This window comes from Streptococcus halitosis (genome assembly GCF_023147855.1).
Classification (GTDB): domain Bacteria; phylum Bacillota; class Bacilli; order Lactobacillales; family Streptococcaceae; genus Streptococcus; species Streptococcus halitosis_B.
In genome coordinates, this window is the sequence record NZ_JAHXOP010000001.1 from 103,161 (window position 1) to 124,995 (window position 21,835).

Consider the following 21,835-nt stretch of genomic DNA (forward strand, 5'->3'; position numbering starts at 1 on the left):
GCAAAAAACCAACGTTATACACGTTGGTTTTTCTTGTTATGCGCGAGATTTTCTAAGAAGTAATCCATCTCCTTTTGCGACTTGAGGACAATTACTTTCTCAGGGTAGGTTTCTTGAACCTGCTGATAGCGTACTTTAGCATTCTTTGTCCGCCCATCCCAGAGAATCCATTTGATAAAATCCCAGTCAAAGCGTTCAGGACAGCCTGCTGCCATACTTTCTCTGACCTTGCCTCGGTATGTGAGATACCGTTTAAAGGCTCGAAAGAGACAAGTCCATGGTGAAAAATTGAGAAAGATAATTTGGTCAGCTTCCAGCATTCTTTCTTCATAGCAACACCAAGAGTAGTTGCCGTCGATGACCCAAGCTTCATGCTTTGTGAAAAAGTTTTTCATCTCGGTCAACATCCATTCGCGGTCACTGTCTTGCCAACCAGGTTGAAATTGGAGTGTGTCCATATGCAGTTTGGGGATGGAGTAGTGGCTAGATAACCTTTCTGCCAGAGTTGACTTGCCTGATCCAGAATATCCGATGATTGCGATTTTCATTTTCTACCTTTTCTGATTAGAGGACAAAAAAACAGCCTCTATGGACTGTTTCTTATTTAGCAAGTTTAGCTGAAAGACGAGCTTTATCGCGGCTTGCTTTATTTTTATGAATCAAACCTTTAGTTTCTGCTTTGTCGATAGCTGAGCTAGCAGCACGGAAAAGTTCTTCAGAAGGGTTTGCTTCGAAAGCTTTGATAGCAGTACGCATAGCTGATTTTTGAGCTGAGTTTTTTTCGTTTTGTTTAACGTTCAATTCAGCGCGTTTGATAGCTGATTTAATGTTTGCCAATGTTCTTACCTCCATATTTACTAACTATACCATTATATATGAAAACTTAGGTTTTGACAAGGGGAAATTATTTTTTTAGGTAAATTTCATCGATTTCGTGGTTTTTAGTCTTGTGGAGAATGACCTCGGCGCGATTCCTTGTCGGTTCGATGTAGTTTTGTAGATTTGTGAGATTAATGCTGGTCCAAACCTGGTGTGCAAAGGCTTCAACTTCTCCAATTGGCATTTGCGTAAAGTGGTGGTAGTAGCTGTTGGGATCATTTTGGGCAAAGCTGAGGAGTTTTAAGAAACGATCCAGATACCAACTTTCAATGTCCTCGACAGCAGCATCTACATAGATGGAGAAATCAAAGAAATCAGTGATGTAAAGGCGCTCATTTTGAGGATTTTGAAAGACATTGATGCCCTCAACAATAACAAAGTCCGCAGCTTTGACACGTTGCTTCTCATCAGGAACAATATCATAAATCTCATGAGAATAGACAGGAATATCGACATCTTGTCCATTCTTTAGGCGATCAAGAAAATCCAGTAAAGCTTCCATATCATAACTTTCAGGAAAACCTTTGCGATTTAAGATATCTTGGTCCATCAAGGTTTGATTGGGATAGAGAAAACCGTCAGTTGTCACCAATTCTACAGTAGCATCAGTAACTGTACGAGAGAGAAGGATTTGCAGAAGTCGGCTAGTTGTTGATTTTCCTACAGCTACACTTCCTGAAACTCCAATAATGAAGGGTTGAGATTTACTCTCTCTTTGGAGAAAAATCCCCTTAGAAAAGGCTAAATCCTCTTTGGTGCGTTTGTAAATTTGGATGAGATGAGCTAAAGGTAAATAAATATCTGTCACATCTTGCAGACTAATCTGGTCATTGAAACTCTTGATGGATTCTAGTTCCTCTTCTGTCAAAGGAGGTGTTGTCTTTCGATGTAAAGATTGCCAAGTCTGGCGACTGATTTTTTCAAAATGTAAAAATTCGTTGGTCATTTGTTTTCCCCTAGATATTTTGTTTATCATACCATAAAAAGCTAAAAAAATAAAGCGGTTTCTTGATGGTAGTAAGTCAATATCGTATAATAGAGGTAGATGGAGGTTGAATAATTTAATGATGAGATAGGGAATTGTTTCTGAAGAGTTATCAGTTATTAAAAGTGGGTTTTTTAGTTCGCAACTTATAGGAGGTATACAATGAAAATCTTGAGATGTTACATATTGGAACTCTGTTTTATTTTAAGTTTTACACTACCTTTTATAAGGGGAGCGAATGCGGATAATGGTAGACGCTTTGTAGAAACCTATTACGGTTTTACCTTCTTAATGGATCATCTCCTTGTAACAGCTGTCTTTATCTGTTCGCTCTTGATTGCCTGGCTAGTAAAAAAGCAGTGGACGAAATGGCTTGCTGCTGGTAGTTATCTATTTTTGATTTTGTGGATTGCTACAGAAGGATATCTATTCCGTATGTCACTAGAAGATTTGATACGACTTTGGACAAGTTTGGAAATCTTGACACAAACTTATCAGTTGGGTTTTTATCTAAACATCATATTGGGAATCTTGTTGATAATAAAGTATCTTAAGGTTAAAAAATAGTGATAAAAATGCGCCTGATTGCAGACGATCTGTTTTTTACTGACTATGATAATTTGTAGTTCCCGATAGATTGTAATGTATTTCTAATCATTGAAAGAGATTGAAGAAAAGGTTTTACTTACTAGCTTTCTTCAGTCTTTTTCATTTGATCATCACTTTGTAAACGATTTACAATTCAAGCCAAATTATGGTAAAATAGTTTTATGAGTAAAATGTATTATGCAGAAAATCCTGATGCTGCTCACGACATTCATGAGTTGAGAGTGGAGTTGTTGAGAGAAAATATGACCTTTTTAACGGATGCGGGTGTTTTTAGCAAGAAAATGGTTGACTTTGGGAGTCAACTTTTATTGAAGTGTTTGGAGGTTAACAAAGGAGAAACGGTCCTTGATGTAGGCTGTGGATATGGGCCATTGGGTTTGTCATTGGTCAAGGCTTATGGAGTTCAGGCAACCATGGTCGATATCAATAATCGCGCTCTAGACTTAGCGCGACAAAATGCTGAACGAAATAAAGTAGAAGCGACGATTTTCCAATCCAATATCTATGAACAAGTTGAAGGGAAATTTGACCATGTTATTTCCAATCCGCCTATTCGAGCGGGCAAACAAGTTGTTCATGAGATTATCGAAAAGAGCAGAGATTTCTTGAAAGATGGAGGTGATTTAACCATTGTCATTCAGAAAAAGCAAGGTGCTCCGAGTGCTAAAAGTAAGATGGAAGACGTTTTTGGAAATTGTGAAATCGTAAAGAAAGATAAGGGATACTATATCCTTAGAAGTGTGAAAGAATGAGAGCAGTTGATTTAATTCAAAAGAAACGAGATGGTCAAGAACTGACTTTAAATGAAATCAAGTGGCTAGTAGAAGGCTATGTGGCAGGAACTGTTCCAGACTATCAGATGTCTGCCTTTGCTATGGCTGTTTATTTTAAAGGAATGACCACACGAGAGATTTCTGACCTGACGATGAATATGGTCAAGACAGGTCAAGAGTTTGACTTATCTGCCATTGAGGGGGTTAAAGTTGACAAGCATTCTACGGGTGGAGTTGGGGATAAGGTGACTTTGATTTTAGCGCCTTTAGTAGCCAGTTTTGGTGTTCCGGTCGCAAAAATGAGTGGCCGTGGACTTGGCCATACTGGCGGAACCCTAGATAAGTTGGAAGCAATCAAGGGCTACCAAGTAGAGCGTAGTCAAGAAGATTTCATTCGTCAGGTACAGGACATTGGTGTATCTGTCATTGGGCAGTCCGATCAGCTGGTTAAAGCAGACAAACTTCTCTATGCCCTCCGTGATGTGACGGCGACTGTCGACACGATTCCTTTGATTGCTAGTTCTGTCATGAGCAAGAAAATTGCTGCTGGGGCGGATGCTATTTTGCTAGACGTAACGGTCGGTGAGGGTGCCTTCATGAAGACGGTTGATGAGGCGCGTGAATTGGCTCAAACCATGGTCGATTTGGGTAAGGCCGTTGGTCGAAAGACAGTAGCGGTTATTACCGATATGAGCCAGCCCTTGGGACGAGCCATTGGCAATCGTCTCGAAATCCTAGAAGCAATTGAAATTCTTCAAGGAAAGGGTCGAGAAGATATCGGTCACTTTATTTGTGAACTAGCTCAGATTATGCTTGGTTTGGCAAATGTTGAGAAGACGGTTGAAGAAGTACGTCAACACCTTGAAAACGGCCAAGCGCTGGCTAAGTTTGAAGAAATGGTAGCAGCTCAAGGCGGTGATTTAGAAGATCTCTATCGTCCAGTCAAGGTGGCGCATGTAGTAGATATCCCGGCTCAAGAGTCAGGTGTCATTTCAGCCCTTCCAGCGATGGAATTTGGTCTCTATGCCATGAGATTGGGAGCTGGTCGCGCAGTCAAGTCTGATGATTTAGACTATGAAACTGGAATCGTTTTTGAGAAGAAGGTCGGTGACTCCGTTCAAAAGGGAGAAATTGTCGCAAAAGTTTATACAAATGGAAAAATTTCCCCTCAACTAGTTACAGAATTTCAAAAATATGTTAAAATAAATGATAGAGTGAAACGTTTGCAGGAAATAATTGAAATCATCTCATGAAAAAGAGAGGAATCCGAATATGAAATTAAACAAATATATTGATCATACGCTTTTAAAACAAGATGCAAGTCAAGAACAAATTGATCGTTTGCTATCTGAAGCGCGTGAGTATGATTTTGCCAGTGTTTGTGTCAATCCCACATGGGTAAAACATGCCAAAAAAGGACTTGAAGGCTCAGATGTAAAGGTTTGTACAGTAGTTGGTTTCCCCTTGGGAGCGACAACTTCAGCTGTAAAAGCTTTTGAAACCAAGGAAGCCATCCAAAATGGTGCAGATGAGATTGATATGGTTATCAATGTCGGTGCTCTCAAATCAGGTAATCTTGATTTGGTTGAATCGGACATCCGTGCTGTTGTAGAAGCAAGTGGTGACAAGTTGGTTAAAGTCATTATTGAAGCTTGCTTATTGACAGACGATGAAAAGGTTGTGGCTTGCCAATTATCCCAGAAAGCAGGCGCTGACTTTGTCAAAACATCAACTGGATTTTCAACTGGTGGTGCCACTATAGAAGATGTTAAGTTGATGCGTAAAACTGTCGGACCAGATATGGGAGTTAAGGCAGCTGGTGGAGCGCGTTCATATGCAGACGCTCTTGCCTTTTTGGAAGCAGGCGCTACTCGTATTGGAACATCAGCTGGCGTGGCAATTTTAAAAGGAGAATTAGCAGATGGCGACTACTGAGTTGATTGACTTAGCAATTGAAACCAGCAAGCAAGCCTATGTACCCTATTCTCACTTTCCTGTTAGTGCTGTTCTAGTGGCGAAAGATGGTAACGTTTATACAGGTGTTAATATTGAGAATGCTAGCTATTCTTTGACAAACTGTGGAGAGCGTACAGCGATTTTCAAAGCAGTTTCCGAAGGCCAAAGAGAGTTTTCAGAGTTGATTGTCTACGGACAGACTGAAAAACCTATCTCGCCATGTGGCGCTTGTCGCCAAGTGATGGCTGAATTTTTTGAAAAAGATCTAAAAGTGACACTTGTCGCAAAAGATAAATCGACGGTCGAGATGACGGTCGGGGAGTTACTTCCATACTCATTTACAGACTTAAACTAGTCTGAGTCACTCTCTGAGTGACGCGGTCCTTGTGGCCAACCAATCCATACTTGCAACATCGTTGCACATCTTATTTAGGAGGTTCAGTAATGAACAAGAAACAATGGCTAGGCCTTGGTCTAGTTGCAGTAGCAGCAGTTGGACTTGCTGCATGTGGTAACCGCTCTTCTCGTAACGCAGCTTCATCTTCATCTGAAATGAAGACCAAAGCAGCGATCGTAACAGATACTGGTGGTGTTGATGACAAATCATTCAACCAATCAGCTTGGGAAGGTTTGCAAGACTGGGGTAAAGAACACAATCTTTCTAAAGATAAAGGCTTTACTTATTTCCAATCAACAAGTGAAGCAGACTATGCTAACAACTTGCAACAAGCGGCTGGAAGTTACAACCTGATCTTCGGTGTTGGTTTTGCACTTCACAATGCAGTTGAAGAGGCAGCAAAAGACCACTCTGACTTAAACTATGTTTTGATTGATGATGTGATCAAAGATCAAAAGAATGTTGCGAGCGTAACATTTGCGGATAACGAAGCAGCTTACCTTGCTGGTGTTGCAGCAGCTAAAACAACTAAAACAAAACAAGTTGGTTTTGTAGGCGGTATCGAATCTGAAGTTATTTCACGTTTCGCTGCTGGATTTAAGGCTGGTGTTGAGTCAGTAGACCCATCTATCAAAGTACAAGTTGACTACGCTGGTTCATTTGGTGATGCTGCCAAAGGTAAAACAATTGCAGCAGCTCAATACGCTGCAGGTGCAGACGTTGTCTACCAAGCAGCTGGTGGTACAGGTGCTGGTGTCTTTGCTGAAGCAAAATCTTTGAACGAAAGCAAAAATGAAGATGAAAAAGTTTGGGTTATTGGTGTAGACCGTGACCAAGCAGCAGAAGGTAAATACACTTCTAAAGATGGTAAAGAATCAAACTTCGTTCTTGTATCGACATTGAAACAAGTTGGTACAACTGTAAAAGATATTGCTAATAAGGCAGAAAAAGGTGAATTCCCTGGCGGACAAGTTATTGTCTACTCATTGAAAGATAAAGGGGTTGACTTGGCAGTGACAAACCTTTCAGAAGAAGGTAAAAAAGCTGTTGAAGACGCAAAAGCTAAAATCCTTGACGGAAGCGTAAAAGTTCCTGAAAAATAATGGATAAAAGTCATTTCTTAGGAAGCGACCATCGGTCGCTTCTTTAAGAATTGAGGCAATTTTTGTCTCAATAGAACTTGTTAACACGATTAGCAGGTTTTATTGAAACAAAATAAACCTCGGAAAGGAAAAGCATATGGCACACGAAAATGTCATTGAGATGCGGGATATTACCAAGGTGTTTGGTGAATTTGTAGCAAACGACAAGATCAACTTGCAACTGCGAAAAGGTGAAATCCATGCACTTTTAGGAGAAAATGGAGCGGGTAAATCCACTCTGATGAATATGCTGGCAGGACTTCTCGAGCCAACTAGTGGTGAAATTGCGGTGAATGGTCAGGTTGTCAAACTAGATTCACCTTCTAAAGCTGCTAGTCTAGGAATTGGGATGGTTCACCAACATTTTATGTTGGTTGAAGCTTTTACAGTAGCTGAAAATATCATTTTGGGGAGTGAAATCACTAAAAATGGTGTGCTAGATATAGCTGAAGCTACTAAAGAAATCAAGGCTCTTTCTGAACGTTATGGTTTGGCAGTGGATCCTGCTGCCAAGGTGGCAGATATTTCCGTTGGTGCTCAACAACGTGTAGAAATCTTGAAGACACTTTATCGTGGTGCTGATATCCTCATCTTTGACGAACCGACAGCCGTATTGACTCCTTCAGAGATTGATGAGTTGATGGCTATCATGAAAAACCTTGTCAAAGAAGGAAAATCTATTATTTTGATTACCCATAAACTGGATGAAATTCGTGCGGTATCCAATAGAGTGACGGTTATTCGTCGTGGGAAATCAATCCAGACGGTTGAGATTGCAGGGGCAACCAATGCAGACTTGGCAGAGATGATGGTAGGACGTTCTGTCTCCTTCAAAACGGAGAAACAGGCACCACAACCAAAAGAAGTAGTCTTGTCTATCAAAGACTTGGTTGTTAATGAAAACCGCGGTGTACCGGCTGTGAAGAATCTTTCTTTGGATGTTCGTGCTGGTGAAATTGTCGGTATTGCAGGTATTGATGGAAATGGCCAGTCAGAACTGATTCAAGCCATTACGGGTCTTCGTAAGGTTGAGTCTGGTAGCGTTGAATTAAAAGGCAAATCAATCGTAGGAATGCATCCTCGACAAATTACAGAACTAAGCGTGGGGCACGTTCCTGAGGATCGTCACCGTGATGGCTTGATTTTAGAGATGATGATTTCAGAAAATATCGCTCTTCAAACCTACTATAAAGAACCACTCAGCAAGAATGGTATCTTGAACTATGCCAATATCACTTCGCATGCTAAGAAATTGATGGAAGAATTTGACGTCCGTGCGGCGAGCGAGTTTGTTCCAGCAGCAGCTCTTTCAGGAGGAAATCAACAAAAAGCGATTATCGCTCGTGAGATTGATCGTGATCCTGATCTCCTTATTGTCAGCCAACCAACTCGTGGTCTGGATGTCGGTGCCATTGAATATATCCACAAACGCTTGATTGAAGAACGTGATAACGGGAAAGCTGTGCTTGTTGTCAGCTTTGAATTGGATGAGATTTTAAATGTTTCAGACCGAATTGCTGTTATTCATGATGGTAAGATTCAAGGTATTGTGTCTCCAGAAACGACTAACAAACAAGAACTTGGTATCTTGATGGCAGGTGGAAACTTGGGAAAGGAGAAGGATGATGTCTAAAAAGTTACAACAAATTTCGGTTCCCTTGATTTCCGTATTCTTAGGAATCTTACTCGGAGCCATTGTCATGTGGATTTTCGGCTACGATGCTATCTGGGGTTATGAGGAGTTGTTCTATACAGCTTTTGGTAGTCTTCGTGGAATTGGTGAGATTTTCCGTGCCATGGGTCCTCTTGTCTTGATTGGTCTGGGGTTTGCAGTTGCCAGCCGTGCAGGTTTCTTTAACGTTGGACTTCCCGGTCAGGCACTAGCGGGTTGGATTCTTAGTGGTTGGTTTGCTTTGTCGCATCCGGACATGCCACGCCCAATGTTGATTTTAGCGACCGTAGTAATTGCTTTGATTGCAGGTGGGATTGTAGGTGCTATTCCAGGTATTCTCAGAGCCTATTTAGGTACATCAGAGGTTATTGTAACCATCATGATGAACTACATTGTTTTGTACGTAGGGAACGCCTTTATTCATTCTTTTCCGAAAGACTTTATGCAAAGCACGGACTCAACGATTCGTGTGAGTGCCAATGCCACTTATCAGACACCATGGTTATCTGAGTTGACTGGTAATTCTCGTATGAATATCGGGATCTTCTTTGCCATCATTGCTGTTGGCGTGATTTGGTTCTTGCTCAAGAAAACGACTCTCGGTTTTGAAATCCGTGCAGTTGGACTCAATCCCCATGCCTCAGAGTACGCTGGTATTTCAGCAAAACGTACAATCATTCTATCGATGATCATCTCTGGTGCCTTAGCTGGTCTCGGTGGAGCGGTCGAAGGGCTTGGAACCTTCCAAAACGTTTACGTTCAGGGATCATCATTGGCTATCGGATTTAACGGGATGGCAGTTAGTTTGCTTGCTGGAAACTCACCAATTGGAATTCTCTTTGCAGCCTTCTTATTTGGAGTTTTGCAAGTTGGTGCGCCGGGTATGAACGCTGCGCAAGTTCCGTCTGAGCTTGTCAGCATTGTAACAGCGTCCATTATCTTCTTTGTCAGTGTTCACTATATTATCGAGCATTTTGTCAAACCAAAAAAACAAGTTAAAGGAGGTAAGTAAGGATGTCTATTACAACATTACTCACCCTCTTGGTCTCTTCTATGCTGATTTACTCAGCACCACTTATTTTTACGAGTATCGGAGGAGTCTTCTCTGAACGTGGTGGTGTCGTTAACGTCGGTCTTGAAGGAATTATGGTTATGGGAGCCTTTTCTGGGGTTGTCTTTAACCTTGAGTTTGCAGAACAACTTGGAGCAGCGACCCCTTGGATTTCCTTGTTAGTTGCCGGTGTCGTGGGAGCCATTTTCTCCCTCATCCATGCCGTCGCAACGGTTCATTTCCGTGCCGATCATGTTGTTAGTGGTACAGTATTGAACTTGATGGCTCCTGCCCTAGCAGTTTTCTTGGTTAAAGTTCTTTATAACAAAGGGCAAACGGATAACTTAAGCCAGACTTTTGGACGTTTTGATTTCCCAGTTTTGGCTAATATCCCAGTGATTGGAGATATCTTCTTCAAGTCTACCAGTCTACTAGGTTATATCGCAATTACCTTCTCATTCTTTGCTTGGTTTATTCTCTTTAAGACACGCTTTGGTCTTCGCCTTCGCTCTGTCGGTGAACACCCTCAAGCAGCGGATACCTTGGGAATCAATGTCTACAAAATGAGATATCTTGGGGTTATCATTTCAGGTTTCTTAGGGGGGATTGGTGGAGCGATTTATGCTCAATCCATTTCTGTCAACTTCTCAGTGACAACTATTGTCGGTCCTGGATTTATCGCTCTTGCTGCGATGATCTTTGGTAAATGGAACCCAATCGGTGCTATGCTTTCCAGTCTTTTCTTTGGACTTTCACAAAGTTTGGCAGTTATCGGTTCTCAATTGCCTTTCCTACAAGGAGTGCCAGCGGTTTACCTTCAAATCGCCCCTTATGTCTTGACCATCCTTGTCTTGGCAGCCTTCTTTGGAAAAGCAGTTGCGCCTAAGGCAGACGGTATCAACTACATCAAATCAAAATAAGCATGCAAAAAAACGTCAGTTTCAAACTGGCGTTTTATTTGTTAGGATTTTGATGGGTTAGGTTCAATCCCCAAGGGACAAGATTTTCAGTTTTATTTTTGATACGTGTGATATTATCCTTGTGACGAATGATAATCAAGCTAGCAAGTGCTAGGATAATCAAAATGAAGAGAGGGTCATAGCTGTTTAGGATAAATCCAAATAGTGGAAATAGGAGAACTCCGATAACGGCTGCGATAGAAGCGGCAACGCTAGACAAGGAAATCATACTACCAAGATAGAGGGTTCCAAAGAATACGACTGCTAGGTAGAGACAGAAGATAGGCGCGAATCCGAAAACAACCCCAGCACTAGTTGCGACAGCCTTACCACCTTTAAAGCCTGCAAAGATAGGGAAGGTATGTCCAACGACAGCCAAAAGTCCAAAGATAAGAGGTGATACACCTTGTAGGTGGAAAAGAATTGGAAGCAGAGTGGCCAAGGTTCCTTTAAAGAAGTCAATTACAAAGGTTGCCATACCTGCTTTCTTACCCAAAATACGGAAAGTATTGGTTGTTCCAGTATTTCCAGAACCATGCTCTCGCAGATTTGTTTGAAAGAAGATTTGTCCGATCCAAAGACCAGAAGGGATTGAGCCTAGTAGATAAGCTGAAATTAATAATACAAATGTCATCATAGACCTATTATACCATGAAATAGTGTAGAAATGATGAGAATATCCTTTAAAATTGTGACAGCTGAACGGGAAAAATTTTGCAAAATCCCTAGAAAACCTGTAAAATAGAAAAGATGAACAAATAGGAGGTTCCTTGTGTCAAAAAAGGAAATCAATATTAATAACTACAATGATGACGCCATTCAGGTGCTAGAAGGGTTGGATGCGGTTCGTAAACGTCCGGGGATGTATATCGGTTCGACCGACGGTGCTGGTCTCCATCACCTAGTCTGGGAAATAGTGGACAATGCAGTCGATGAGGCCTTATCTGGATTTGGTGACCGCATTGATGTAACTATCAATAAAGACGGAAGTCTAACAGTAGAGGACCATGGTCGTGGGATGCCGACTGGTATGCATGCCATGGGAATTCCAACCGTTGAGGTTATCTTTACCATTCTCCACGCCGGAGGAAAATTCGGTCAAGGGGGTTATAAGACATCTGGAGGTCTCCACGGGGTGGGGTCTTCTGTTGTTAATGCCCTTTCTAGTTGGCTAGAAGTAGAAATCACTCGTGATGGTGCTGTTTATAAGCAACGCTTTGAAAATGGTGGAAAACCTGCCACGACTTTGAAGAAAATTGGTACAGCACCCAAGACTAAGACAGGTACCAAAGTCACCTTCATGCCTGACGCGACGATCTTTTCTACGACTGACTTCAAGTACAATACCATTTCAGAACGACTCAATGAGTCAGCCTTTCTCTTAAAAAATGTGACCTTGTCTCTGACAGACAAACGAACAGATGAAGCGATTGAATACCATTATGAAAATGGAGTTCAGGACTTTGTTTCCTATTTGAACGAAGACAAGGAAACCTTGACACCAGTCCTATACTTTGAAGGCGAAGACAATGGTTTCCAAGTGGAAGTTGCCCTCCAGTACAATGATGGATTCTCAGATAACATTCTATCCTTTGTCAATAACGTTCGTACTAAGGATGGTGGAACGCATGAGACAGGACTCAAGTCTGCCATTACCAAGGTTATGAATGACTATGCGCGTAAGACGGGACTTCTCAAGGAAAAAGATAAAAACCTAGAAGGTTCAGATTATCGTGAGGGACTAGCGGTCGTTCTTTCTATCCTAGTTCCGGAAGAACACCTCCAATTTGAGGGACAGACCAAGGACAAACTTGGAAGCCCTCTGGCTCGTCCTGTTGTGGATGGTATAGTATCTGATAAGTTGACCTTCTTCCTAATAGAGAATGGAGAACTAGCTTCAAATCTCATTAGGAAGGCTATCAAGGCGCGTGATGCCCGTGAGGCGGCCCGTAAGGCACGTGATGAGAGCCGAAATGGTAAGAAAAACAAGAAAGACAAAGGTTTGCTGTCTGGGAAATTGACTCCAGCTCAGTCTAAGAACCCTGCCAAGAATGAACTCTACCTAGTCGAGGGTGATTCTGCCGGTGGTTCTGCTAAACAAGGTCGTGACCGCAAGTTTCAGGCTATCTTGCCTCTTCGAGGTAAGGTTATTAATACAGCCAAGGCCAAAATGGCGGATATCCTCAAAAACGAAGAAATCAACACAATGATTTACACCATCGGTGCAGGTGTTGGGGCAGACTTCTCCCTTGAAGATGCCAACTACGACAAAATCATTATCATGACCGATGCCGATACCGATGGTGCCCACATTCAAACTCTTCTTTTAACCTTTTTCTACCGCTACATGCGTCCGCTAGTCGAGGCAGGACATGTCTATATCGCCCTTCCGCCTCTTTACAAGATGTCCAAAGGCAAAGGAAAAAAAGAAGAAGTGGCCTATGCTTGGACAGACGGAGAGCTAGAAGAACTTCGTAAGCAGTTCGGTAAAGGCGCTACCCTTCAACGCTACAAAGGTCTTGGTGAGATGAATGCGGACCAACTCTGGGAAACAACTATGAATCCAGAAACGCGTACCCTCATCCGTGTTACGATTGAAGACTTAGCACGCGCAGAACGTCGCGTCAATGTCCTCATGGGAGATAAGGTCGAACCACGTCGTAAATGGATTGAAGATAATGTTAAGTTTACGCTGGAAGAAGCGACTGTGTTTTAATGATTTAGTAAGATTAAGAGTGATAGCCGTAAATGAGGAGAAATTTATGATTAAATTTTTGAGGAATATTGACTATAGCACAAAAGGTGATGTGTTATCGGGATTTACTGATGAGGTAGTAAAAAATATCCTTATTGATTACTATCAAAACAATTTAAAACTTAACGAAATTATTAAAAAATATTCTATTCATACTATAGCATCTAATTTAAGAAAAGAATTTCCAAAAGTTTCTACTTCGTTTATTTGTGAGATATGTGGTGAAGAAAAATACATCCAACTACCGACAAAAAAGGATTATGACAAGCTAGTTAATAATGACCAGTTAGATAACTATTTTGTTCAAGACAATAGATGCTTCAGTTGTGGGCATAAAAATAATGATGATGACTGCTCTTGTGATTATTGTTCAAAAGAAAAGCGTCGAAAAATACTGGACACTTATTTTCTTGAAGAAATTCGATATATATCCGGCTTTGGGCTACGAGAGCAGCTATATTTATCAACTATTTTACAGGGATTTAATATTAGTGAAGATGAATTTGATATTCCTTCTTTCTCGGAAATCAAAAATCAAAAATTACCACAAATGTTTTTTGATGGTAATTATCCCATTGATGAAATATACTTTCTGAAAGAAAAGAATATTTTAGAAATATCCCCAAGAAGCTCTACAACTGCATTTTGTAGTAATAAAGAAATTAAACAAAACCCCAAATTTGCAAATGAAAAATTTCCAAATGTGTTTTATAAGGCAAGAGTACGTTTCTCTTTTCAAAATTTAAAAAATGTTTATTCAGAGAAAGATGAACACTGGTTTTCAAATTTTAAGTTTTTAACAAATCTTAAATTTACTGAGACTGAAATAAATCAACTGTGGTTAGAGTTGGCTGAAAAAGAATTGTTTAAACTATTTGACTATCAATTTAGGGAGGAATTTCATTTTGAATATTCTTCAGGGTATGGCGAGAAAGATGAAAATAAGGCTAAGCAACTTATAAAAACAGAAATTAAAAATCTTTTATTTGAATATTCGCCGTCAAAAGTCTACTGTATATTATATCAGGGAGTAAAAAAAGCTGTAACACATAAACAGAAGTATGGTATGACACATTACAGAGACAACCAAGTTCAATTTGTTATTTCTTATGGGATTAAATCATGGCTAAAATATAATGAGGAGCGTATTAGTGATTATGATTATCCTTGGACTTCGGAGATGTCGTTAGTTTCTACTCTATTTTTTAAAAAAATTTTACAGAATGATGAGTGGTTTTATAACTTAATCCCTATTGATAAAGTTGAAATTATTGAGCAAGATTTCATGGAATATTTCTGTGGTCTATCACGAGAAAAACAACTTTTATTATTAGAAAAACTATCACTAATTAGCGATTATTCTTTACTTAGGGAAGAAACTGACTAACAAATACCCTTGCGTACCTCACTCCCCCCAAAATATCTTCCTAAAAAAGTGACTGACAGAAAAAAAGTCAGTTTGTCTGTCTCATGGGAGAGACTGGCACAAAAATATTCAAAAAGAAAAATGAAAAAAGTATATGAAGTAAAAAGTTTGTCCCTGAGTGACTTAGAAAATCAGGAGTTTATTGGCTTGGTAGGTCTGCACCATTCGGATTTACGGATTTTTGCTGGAAAAGAAGCTGTAGAAATCGGCTGGCGTTTGCGAAAAGAGTTTTGGAATCGTGGTTATGAGACGGAGGCTGCCCAAGCCTGTCTAGACTTCGCTTTCCAGCAAGCTGGCTTGTCAGAAGTTTACTCTTTTACATCCTTGCACAATCTCCCTTCGCAAAAAGTCATGCAAAAGCTAGGCATGGAATTTGTCAAAGAATTTGATAATGAAAAAGTTCCAGCAGTCAGTCCTCTTTATAGACATATCCTTTACAGAATCAAGAGTTTTCACTAAAAAGGCAGGTATTCCCATGAGAACTGAAACAGAAATGATGAATCTGATTTTACAAATAGCTGAAAGTTTAAAAGTCGATGCTGTTGCTTTATCGGGTTCTAGAACAAATGATCATGCTCCGAAAGATGAATTTCAAGACTATGATGTTGTTTATCTTGTTGATAATCTTGAAAACCTAATTTCAGACTTGTCTTGGCTGGATCAGTTTGGCAATCGTCTGATTGAGCAGCATAATGTCCTAGGCAACCGTCATCTCTATCTCATGCTCTTTGAAGATGGCAATCGGATTGATTTGACCCTCTGCCCCAAAGAGCACATTCAAGAGTGGGTGAATAGTGAAGCTGATTATACAGTTTTGAAAGATGAGAAAGGCTTGTTTGTGCACTATTCTCCAAATCCTCAACGTTACTGGACAAGTCCTGCTAGTCAGACAGATTTTGAAAAAGTCTGCAATGAATTTTGGTGGGTATCAGCCTATGTGGTTAAGGGTATTCGTCGTAAGCAACTCATCTATGCGACGGACCATCTCTACGGGATTTGTCAACAAAAACTCTTGAAGGTCTTAGATTGGCAGGTAGCCAGTGATAGGGGAAGAGTCGATATCGGCAAGAACTACAAGTATCTCTTTAACTATTTACCTGCTGAGAAAGAGAAGCAATTCTCAAATCTGCTTGATTTCTCCAGTTTAGAAAAAATCACTCAGTCTTTATTTGCAACAATGAAACTTTTCCACCAAGAGGCTCAATCTCTTGCTAACAAGATGGGCCTTGATTATGATAAGGAAGTGGGTGAGAAGATGATTCAGTATGCTGAGGAGAGACTGTCAAATCACTAAGTCAATAAAGAACATAATTTAAAATTTTAAACTACAGAAAGGGTCGTTTGGTTACTTATTGTAACTGAACACGGGACTATTTTCTTAGGAAAAAAGATAAATCGCTTTGTGTTCATCGAACTCTGCATCGATTTCCTATTTTTCTACAGAAATTTTCGGCAGGCCGAAACGTCCCTTTGTATCTTAACTGAACATATTTTCTATAAAAACCTACTCTACATTCTTTGAAAGGAGTTGAACACGCCCTAAATGTTGGGTGAAAAAGATAAATTCTCTTGTGAGCATCGCTCACTGCAATAATTTCCTATTTTCACTTTGCATTTTACGGGCTTTGTATCCTATATGAGTAATATCCAAAACATGTCCCTTGAGGACATCATGGGAGAGCGCTTTGGTCGCTACTCCAAGTACATTATTCAAGACCGGGCTTTGCCAGACATTCGTGATGGATTGAAGCCGGTTCAGCGACGTATTCTTTATTCTATGAATAAAGATGGCAATACCTTTGACAAGAGCTACCGTAAGTCTGCCAAGTCTGTCGGGAACATCATGGGGAATTTTCACCCCCACGGTGACAGTTCCATCTATGATGCCATGGTCCGTATGTCTCAGGACTGGAAAAATCGTGAGATTTTGGTTGAAATGCACGGTAACAACGGTTCTATGGACGGAGATCCGCCTGCGGCGATGCGTTATACCGAGGCTCGTTTGTCTGAGATTGCTGGTTATCTTCTTCAGGATATCGAGAAAAAGACAGTTCCTTTTGCCTGGAACTTTGACGATACGGAGAAAGAGCCGACGGTTTTGCCAGCAGCATTTCCAAACCTCTTGGTCAATGGTTCGACTGGTATTTCGGCTGGTTATGCCACAGATATTCCTCCGCATAATTTGGCTGAAGTCATTGATGCGACTGTTTACATGATTGACCACCCAACAGCCAAGGTGGACAAACTCATGGAATTCTTGCCTGGACCAGACTTCCCTACAGGAGCTATCATCCAGGGGCGTGACGAGATCCAAAAGGCTTATGAAACTGGGAAAGGGCGCGTGGTCGTTCGTTCTAAAACTGAGATTGAAAAGTTAAAAGGTGGCAAGGAGCAAATCGTTATTACTGAGATTCCTTATGAAATCAATAAGGCTAACCTAGTTAAAAAAATCGATGATGTCCGTGTCAATAACAAGGTGGCAGGTATTGCTGAGATTCGTGATGAGTCTGACCGTGACGGTCTTCGTATCGCTATTGAACTCAAGAAAGACGCTAACACTGAGCTTGTTCTCAACTATCTCTTCAAATACACCGACCTACAAATCAATTACAACTTCAACATGGTGGCGATTGACAATTTCACGCCTCGTCAGGTGGGGATTGTGCCAATCCTGTCTAGCTATATTGCCCACCGTCGTGAAGTGATTTTGGGACGTTCCCGCTTTGACAAGGAAAAGGCTGAGAAACGTCTCCATATCGTCGAAGGTTTGATTCGCGTGATTTCGATTTTGGACGAAGTTATTGCCCTTATTCGTGCTTCTGAGAATAAGGCTGACGCTAAGGAAAACCTCAAGGTTAGCTATGATTTTACAGAAGAGCAGGCTGAGGCTATCGTTACTTTACAACTGTATCGATTGACCAATACAGACGTGGTTGTCTTGCAAGAAGAAGAAGCAGAACTTCGTGAAAAGATTGCCATGCTTGCGGCTATCATTGGCGATGAACGCACCATGTATAATCTCATGAAGAAAGAGCTTCGTGAGGTCAAGAAGAAATTTGCGACACCACGTTTGAGTACTTTAGAAGATACTGCGAAAGTAATCGAGATTGACACAGCTAGTCTTATCGCTGAAGAAGACACTTACGTCAGTGTAACAAAGGCAGGTTACATCAAACGTACCAGTCCTCGTTCCTTTGCAGCTTCCACTCTGGAAGAAATTGGCAAACGTGATGATGATCGTCTGATCTTTGTACAATCTGCCAAGACAACGCAACACCTCTTGATGTTCACAACTCTTGGAAATGTCATTTATCGACCAATCCATGAGTTGGCAGATATTCGCTGGAAGGATATCGGAGAGCATCTGAGCCAGACCGTTACAAACTTCGAAACTAACGAAGAAATTCTCTATGCAGAAGTAGTGGATCAGTTTGATGATGCGACAACCTACTTTGCAGCAACTCGTCTTGGTCAAATCAAGCGCGTAGAACGTAAAGAATTTTCTCCATGGAGAACTTATAAGTCTAAATCTGTCAAGTACGCTAAACTAAAAGATGAGACAGACCAGATTGTGGCAGTGGCTCCTATTAAACTAGATGATGTTCTCTTGATTAGCCAAAACGGTTACGCCCTTCGTTTCAATATCGAAGAGGTTCCGGTTGTTGGTGCTAAGGCTGCGGGTGTCAAGGCTATGAACTTGAAAGCAGATGATGTCCTCCAATCCGCCTTTATCTGTAACACTTCATCCTTCTACCTCTTGACCCAACGCGGTAGTTTAAAACGTGTTTCTTGTGAGGAAATTCCAGCGACTAGCCGTGCCAAACGAGGTCTACAAGTCTTGCGTGAGTTGAAAAACAAACCGCACCGTGTCTTCTTAGCAGGAGCAGTTGCAGAACAAGGCTTCATTGGTGATCTCTTTAGTACAGAAGTGGAAGAGAACGACCAAACACTGCTTGTTCAATCTAACAAGGGAACAATCTATGAAAGCCGATTGCAAGATTTGAACTTGTCAGAACGCACTAGCAACGGAAGCTTTATCTCAGATACCATTTCAGATGAAGAAGTTTTCGATGCTTACCTCAAAGAAGTCTTTAAAGAGGACAAAACAAATTCATAAAAAGAATCAGTCCAGAGGGCTGATTTCTTTTATGTTGAAAAAATTTTCAGAAAATTACAAATAATACTTGAAATTTTACTAGAAAAGTGTAGAATAGAACACATAGTTTGAATAGTATAAAGGAGAAACACATGACAGTTGCAATTGATTGGGAAAACCTTGGATTTTCTTATATGAAATTACCTTACCGTTATATCGCTCACTACAAAAATGGTCAATGGAATCAAGGAGAATTGACAGAGGATGCGACCTTGCATATTTCAGAGTCTTCTCCAAGTCTTCACTATGGACAGCAAGCATTTGAAGGTTTGAAGGCCTATCGTACGAAGGATGGTAGTATTCAACTTTTCCGTCCTGATGAAAATGCCAAGCGTCTGCAACGTACCTGTGACCGTCTCTTGATGCCACAAGTTCCGACAGAAATGTTTGTAGAAGCTTGTAAAGCAGTTGTGCGTGCAAATGAAGAATACGTCCCACCATATGGAACAGGTGGAACACTTTATCTTCGTCCACTTTTGATTGGTGTTGGAGATATCATCGGGGTTAAACCAGCAGAAGAGTACATTTTCACCATTTTTGCTATGCCAGTTGGAAATTACTTTAAGGGTGGATTGGTTCCAACCAATTTCTTGATTCAGGATGAATACGACCGTGCAGCTCCGAATGGTACAGGTGCGGCCAAGGTAGGTGGAAACTATGCTGCTAGTCTCCTCCCAGGTAAAATGGCCAAGTCACGCCATTTCTCAGATGTTATCTACTTAGACCCATCTACACATACAAAGATTGAAGAAGTCGGATCAGCCAACTTCTTTGGAATCACGGCAGACAATGAATTTGTTACGCCATTGAGTCCATCCATCTTACCATCTATTACCAAGTACTCTTTGCTTTACTTGGCAGAACACCGCTTGGGCTTAACACCGATTGAAGGTGATGTCCCAATCGATAATTTGGATCGTTTTGTAGAGGCAGGTGCTTGTGGTACAGCAGCGGTCATTTCTCCAATTGGGGGGATCCAACATGGCGATGATTTCCATGTTTTCTATAGTGAAACAGAAGTAGGTCCTGTTACACGTAAACTCTACGATGAATTGACGGGTATCCAATTTGGTGATGTAGAAGCACCAGAGGGATGGATTGTCAAAGTGGATTAAAAGACACGAAGCAAAGAGAAACTCCATAGCAGTTGTAAGGACTGAAATGGAGTTTTTTCTTGCTAGTTTGAGTATTTTCTTGTACAATAGAAAAAGTGAAAAGAGGTAAAGTATGAGTAAAAAAGATAAGAAAATTGAAATTCAATTAACAGATGCTAAAGTGACTGTTGGAAAAGACAGTTATGAAGGATACGTTTTGACAATCGGGAAAAAGGTCATTGGCGAAATTGCCGAATTAGATAACCAATTTGCCATCATAAAGAATGGAAATGTCGATAGTTTTTATAAAAAACTTGAAAAAGCTGTGGAAATTTTGATTGAAAACTATAATTTGACAAAATAATACTTGTTTTATTGAAAATTTCATGATATAATAGTCTTCGTTGAACATTGGAGAGATAGCGAAGAGGCTAAACGCGGCGGACTGTAAATCCGCTCCTTCGGGTTCGGGGGTTCGAATCCCTCTCTCTCCATTCATCATTGGGGTATAGCCAAGCGGTAAGGCAAGGGACTTTGACTCCCTCATGCGTTGGTTCGAATCCAGCTACCCCAGTTCTTAGGTAATAAGTTCAAGATAAAAAGAAAAATATCTTAGGGTATTTTATTTTTATAATTGAAAGGCGTGAACGATGTGAACATGTCTTTGCGGGTGCTTAGGAAAAAAATTATAAGTATGTCAAGTTTGGAAAGACTTGATTGTTGGAGGATTTTTTAGATGAACGAATTTGAAGATTTGCTAAATAGCGTTAGCCAAGTTGAGCCTGGTGATGTTGTTAGTGCTGAAGTATTGACAGTTGATGCGACTCAAGCTAACGTTGCAATCTCTGGGACTGGTGTTGAAGGTGTCTTGACTCTTCGCGAATTGACAAACGATCGCGATGCAGATATCAATGACTTTGTGAAAGTAGGAGAAGTATTGGATGTTCTTGTACTTCGTCAAGTAGTTGGTAAAGATACTGATACAGTTACATACCTTGTATCTAAAAAACGCCTTGAAGCTCGCAAAGCATGGGACAAACTTGTAGGACGCGAAGAAGAAGTTGTTACTGTTAAAGGAACTCGTGCCGTTAAAGGTGGACTTTCAGTAGAATTTGAAGGTGTTCGTGGATTCATCCCAGCTTCAATGTTAGATACTCGTTTCGTACGTAACACTGAGCGTTTCGTAGGTCAAGAATTTGATGCTAAAATCAAAGAAGTTGACCCTAAAGAAAATCGCTTCATCCTTTCACGTCGTGAAGTTGTTGAAGCAGCTACTGCAGCAGCTCGTGCTGAAGTATTCAGTAAATTAGCTGTTGGTGATGTAGTAACTGGTAAAGTTGCTCGTATCACTAGCTTCGGTGCTTTCATCGATCTCGGTGGTGTTGACGGATTGGTTCACTTGACTGAATTGTCACACGAACGTAACGTATCACCTAAATCAGTTGTAACTGTTGGTGAAGAAATCGAGGTTAAAGTCCTTGATCTTAATGAAGAAGAAGGACGCGTATCCCTTTCACTTAAAGCAACAACACCTGGACCATGGGATGGCGTTGAGCAAAAATTGGCTAAAGGTGATGTAGTAGAAGGAACAGTTAAACGTTTGACTGACTTCGGTGCATTTGTTGAAGTATTGCCAGGTATCGATGGACTTGTTCACGTATCACAAATTTCACACAAACGTATCGAAAATCCAAAAGAAGCTCTTACTGTTGGTCAAGAAGTTACTGTTAAAGTACTTGATGTTAACGCTGACGCAGAACGCGTATCTCTTTCTATCAAAGCTCTTGAAGAACGTCCAGCTCAAGAAGAAGGACAAAAAGAAGAAAAACGTGCTGCTCGTCCACGTCGTCCAAAACGTCAAGAAAAACGTGATTTTGAACTTCCAGAAACACAAACAGGATTCTCAATGGCTGACTTGTTCGGTGATATCGAACTTTAATCAAATTGATAATCGCAAAATCCTTTGTTTAAAACAAGGGAT

At 40.7% G+C, this 21,835-nt stretch carries 21 protein-coding genes and 2 tRNA genes; 19 read left to right on the plus strand and 4 right to left on the minus strand.

The features are described from left to right. Window positions 1–14: 14 nt before the first annotated feature. The 3 genes from KZX55_RS00520 to coaA form a co-directional block, all read right to left on the minus strand. Complete coding sequence (locus KZX55_RS00520) at window positions 15–548, minus strand: DNA topology modulation protein (RefSeq protein ID WP_057489196.1); 534 nt, start codon at window positions 546–548, stop codon at window positions 15–17. Between the two features lie 52 nt (window positions 549–600). After that, window positions 601–837, minus strand: coding sequence for a 30S ribosomal protein S20 (gene rpsT / locus KZX55_RS00525; RefSeq protein ID WP_001274000.1), 237 nt, complete (start codon window positions 835–837; stop codon window positions 601–603). Between the two features lie 67 nt (window positions 838–904). Continuing rightward, on the minus strand, window positions 905–1,825 hold the full coding sequence (gene coaA / locus KZX55_RS00530) for a type I pantothenate kinase (RefSeq protein WP_248022749.1): 921 nt from the start codon (window positions 1,823–1,825) through the stop codon (window positions 905–907). Window positions 1,826–2,026: 201 nt separating this feature from the next. Here coaA and KZX55_RS00535 point away from each other — a divergent pair, with 201 nt between their 5' ends. The 9 genes from KZX55_RS00535 to KZX55_RS00575 all read left to right on the plus strand — a co-directional run bounded on the left by KZX55_RS00535 (window position 2,027) and on the right by KZX55_RS00575 (window position 10,384). Next, entirely contained in the window at window positions 2,027–2,431 is a 405-nt protein-coding gene (locus KZX55_RS00535) for a hypothetical protein (protein WP_248022750.1), read from the plus strand. Window positions 2,432–2,634: 203 nt separating this feature from the next. Beyond that, the gene (locus KZX55_RS00540) at window positions 2,635–3,225 is read left to right on the plus strand and encodes a class I SAM-dependent methyltransferase (RefSeq protein ID WP_248022751.1); all 591 of its coding nucleotides are present in this window, start codon (window positions 2,635–2,637) and stop codon (window positions 3,223–3,225) included. Continuing rightward, window positions 3,222–4,499, plus strand: a complete 1,278-nt coding sequence (locus KZX55_RS00545; protein WP_248022753.1) for a pyrimidine-nucleoside phosphorylase — start codon at window positions 3,222–3,224, stop codon at window positions 4,497–4,499. Before KZX55_RS00540 ends, KZX55_RS00545 begins: the two co-directional genes overlap by 4 nt. 19 nt (window positions 4,500–4,518) lie before the next feature. Further along, complete coding sequence (deoC, locus tag KZX55_RS00550; protein ID WP_033584866.1) at window positions 4,519–5,181, plus strand: deoxyribose-phosphate aldolase; 663 nt, start codon at window positions 4,519–4,521, stop codon at window positions 5,179–5,181. Continuing rightward, window positions 5,168–5,557: a cytidine deaminase gene (locus KZX55_RS00555; protein WP_000246081.1), complete on the plus strand. Its 390-nt coding sequence runs from the start codon at window positions 5,168–5,170 to the stop codon at window positions 5,555–5,557. Before deoC ends, KZX55_RS00555 begins: the two co-directional genes overlap by 14 nt. Window positions 5,558–5,646: 89 nt before the next feature. Next, window positions 5,647–6,702, plus strand: a complete 1,056-nt coding sequence (locus tag KZX55_RS00560; protein ID WP_001036148.1) for a BMP family lipoprotein — start codon at window positions 5,647–5,649, stop codon at window positions 6,700–6,702. 136 nt (window positions 6,703–6,838) lie between these two features. Then, window positions 6,839–8,374: an ABC transporter ATP-binding protein gene (locus tag KZX55_RS00565; RefSeq protein WP_084873262.1), complete on the plus strand. Its 1,536-nt coding sequence runs from the start codon at window positions 6,839–6,841 to the stop codon at window positions 8,372–8,374. Further along, a complete protein-coding gene (locus KZX55_RS00570; protein ID WP_000038677.1) occupies window positions 8,367–9,425 on the plus strand; it encodes an ABC transporter permease in 1,059 nt (352 codons plus the stop codon). Before KZX55_RS00565 ends, KZX55_RS00570 begins: the two co-directional genes overlap by 8 nt. A gap of 2 nt (window positions 9,426–9,427) precedes the next feature. Then, window positions 9,428–10,384, plus strand: coding sequence for an ABC transporter permease (locus tag KZX55_RS00575; protein WP_025169599.1), 957 nt, complete (start codon window positions 9,428–9,430; stop codon window positions 10,382–10,384). Between the two features lie 34 nt (window positions 10,385–10,418). Here the strand turns inward: KZX55_RS00575 and plsY are convergent, their stop codons facing one another. Further along, window positions 10,419–11,060 carry a glycerol-3-phosphate 1-O-acyltransferase PlsY gene (plsY, locus tag KZX55_RS00580; RefSeq protein WP_084853452.1) on the minus strand — a complete coding sequence of 214 codons (642 nt, stop codon included), beginning with the start codon at window positions 11,058–11,060 and terminating at the stop codon, window positions 10,419–10,421. Between the two features lie 135 nt (window positions 11,061–11,195). On the opposite strand from plsY, the gene parE reads away from it, so the two are divergent. From parE to rpsA, 10 genes are all read left to right on the plus strand, one after another. Next, window positions 11,196–13,139: a DNA topoisomerase IV subunit B gene (gene parE / locus KZX55_RS00585; protein ID WP_248022754.1), complete on the plus strand. Its 1,944-nt coding sequence runs from the start codon at window positions 11,196–11,198 to the stop codon at window positions 13,137–13,139. 46 nt (window positions 13,140–13,185) lie between these two features. Further along, window positions 13,186–14,565, plus strand: coding sequence for a hypothetical protein (locus KZX55_RS00590; RefSeq protein WP_248022755.1), 1,380 nt, complete (start codon window positions 13,186–13,188; stop codon window positions 14,563–14,565). A gap of 48 nt (window positions 14,566–14,613) precedes the next feature. Beyond that, window positions 14,614–15,063 (plus strand): GNAT family N-acetyltransferase, encoded by a 450-nt coding sequence (locus tag KZX55_RS00595; RefSeq protein ID WP_348982742.1) that lies wholly within the window; start codon window positions 14,614–14,616, stop codon window positions 15,061–15,063. Between the two features lie 16 nt (window positions 15,064–15,079). Then, entirely contained in the window at window positions 15,080–15,898 is an 819-nt protein-coding gene (locus KZX55_RS00600; protein WP_248022758.1) for an aminoglycoside 6-adenylyltransferase, read from the plus strand. 342 nt (window positions 15,899–16,240) lie between these two features. Further along, window positions 16,241–18,721 carry a DNA topoisomerase IV subunit A gene (gene parC, locus KZX55_RS00605; protein WP_248022763.1) on the plus strand — a complete coding sequence of 827 codons (2,481 nt, stop codon included), beginning with the start codon at window positions 16,241–16,243 and terminating at the stop codon, window positions 18,719–18,721. 116 nt (window positions 18,722–18,837) lie between these two features. After that, window positions 18,838–19,875, plus strand: a complete 1,038-nt coding sequence (locus KZX55_RS00610) for a branched-chain amino acid aminotransferase (protein WP_348982753.1) — start codon at window positions 18,838–18,840, stop codon at window positions 19,873–19,875. Window positions 19,876–19,987: 112 nt separating this feature from the next. Beyond that, window positions 19,988–20,218: a DUF2969 domain-containing protein gene (locus KZX55_RS00615; protein ID WP_000037105.1), complete on the plus strand. Its 231-nt coding sequence runs from the start codon at window positions 19,988–19,990 to the stop codon at window positions 20,216–20,218. Window positions 20,219–20,267: 49 nt separating this feature from the next. Further along, window positions 20,268–20,348: transfer RNA gene (locus KZX55_RS00620), tRNA-Tyr, on the plus strand. Between the two features lie 8 nt (window positions 20,349–20,356). Continuing rightward, window positions 20,357–20,428 (plus strand) — tRNA-Gln (locus tag KZX55_RS00625). Between the two features lie 162 nt (window positions 20,429–20,590). Continuing rightward, window positions 20,591–21,793, plus strand: coding sequence for a 30S ribosomal protein S1 (gene rpsA, locus KZX55_RS00630; protein WP_001001620.1), 1,203 nt, complete (start codon window positions 20,591–20,593; stop codon window positions 21,791–21,793). Window positions 21,794–21,835 lie beyond the last annotated feature (42 nt).

Excerpts from the sequence above, each read along its gene's own strand:
- KZX55_RS00520 (WP_057489196.1), bottom strand. The coding sequence starts at position 548 with ATGAAAATCGCAATCATCGGATATTCTGGATCAGGCAAGTCAACTCTG.
- coaA (WP_248022749.1), bottom strand. The coding sequence starts at position 1,825 with ATGACCAACGAATTTTTACATTTTGAAAAAATCAGTCGCCAGACTTGG.
- KZX55_RS00535 (WP_248022750.1), top strand. The coding sequence starts at position 2,027 with ATGAAAATCTTGAGATGTTACATATTGGAACTCTGTTTTATTTTAAGT.
- KZX55_RS00540 (WP_248022751.1), top strand. The coding sequence starts at position 2,635 with ATGAGTAAAATGTATTATGCAGAAAATCCTGATGCTGCTCACGACATT.
- KZX55_RS00545 (WP_248022753.1), top strand. The coding sequence starts at position 3,222 with ATGAGAGCAGTTGATTTAATTCAAAAGAAACGAGATGGTCAAGAACTG.
- deoC (WP_033584866.1), top strand. The coding sequence starts at position 4,519 with ATGAAATTAAACAAATATATTGATCATACGCTTTTAAAACAAGATGCA.
- KZX55_RS00555 (WP_000246081.1), top strand. The coding sequence starts at position 5,168 with ATGGCGACTACTGAGTTGATTGACTTAGCAATTGAAACCAGCAAGCAA.
- KZX55_RS00560 (WP_001036148.1), top strand. The coding sequence starts at position 5,647 with ATGAACAAGAAACAATGGCTAGGCCTTGGTCTAGTTGCAGTAGCAGCA.
- KZX55_RS00565 (WP_084873262.1), top strand. The coding sequence starts at position 6,839 with ATGGCACACGAAAATGTCATTGAGATGCGGGATATTACCAAGGTGTTT.
- KZX55_RS00570 (WP_000038677.1), top strand. The coding sequence starts at position 8,367 with ATGTCTAAAAAGTTACAACAAATTTCGGTTCCCTTGATTTCCGTATTC.
- KZX55_RS00575 (WP_025169599.1), top strand. The coding sequence starts at position 9,428 with ATGTCTATTACAACATTACTCACCCTCTTGGTCTCTTCTATGCTGATT.
- plsY (WP_084853452.1), bottom strand. The coding sequence starts at position 11,060 with ATGATGACATTTGTATTATTAATTTCAGCTTATCTACTAGGCTCAATC.
- KZX55_RS00590 (WP_248022755.1), top strand. The coding sequence starts at position 13,186 with ATGATTAAATTTTTGAGGAATATTGACTATAGCACAAAAGGTGATGTG.
- KZX55_RS00600 (WP_248022758.1), top strand. The coding sequence starts at position 15,080 with ATGAGAACTGAAACAGAAATGATGAATCTGATTTTACAAATAGCTGAA.
- parC (WP_248022763.1), top strand. The coding sequence starts at position 16,241 with ATGAGTAATATCCAAAACATGTCCCTTGAGGACATCATGGGAGAGCGC.
- KZX55_RS00615 (WP_000037105.1), top strand. The coding sequence starts at position 19,988 with ATGAGTAAAAAAGATAAGAAAATTGAAATTCAATTAACAGATGCTAAA.
- rpsA (WP_001001620.1), top strand. The coding sequence starts at position 20,591 with ATGAACGAATTTGAAGATTTGCTAAATAGCGTTAGCCAAGTTGAGCCT.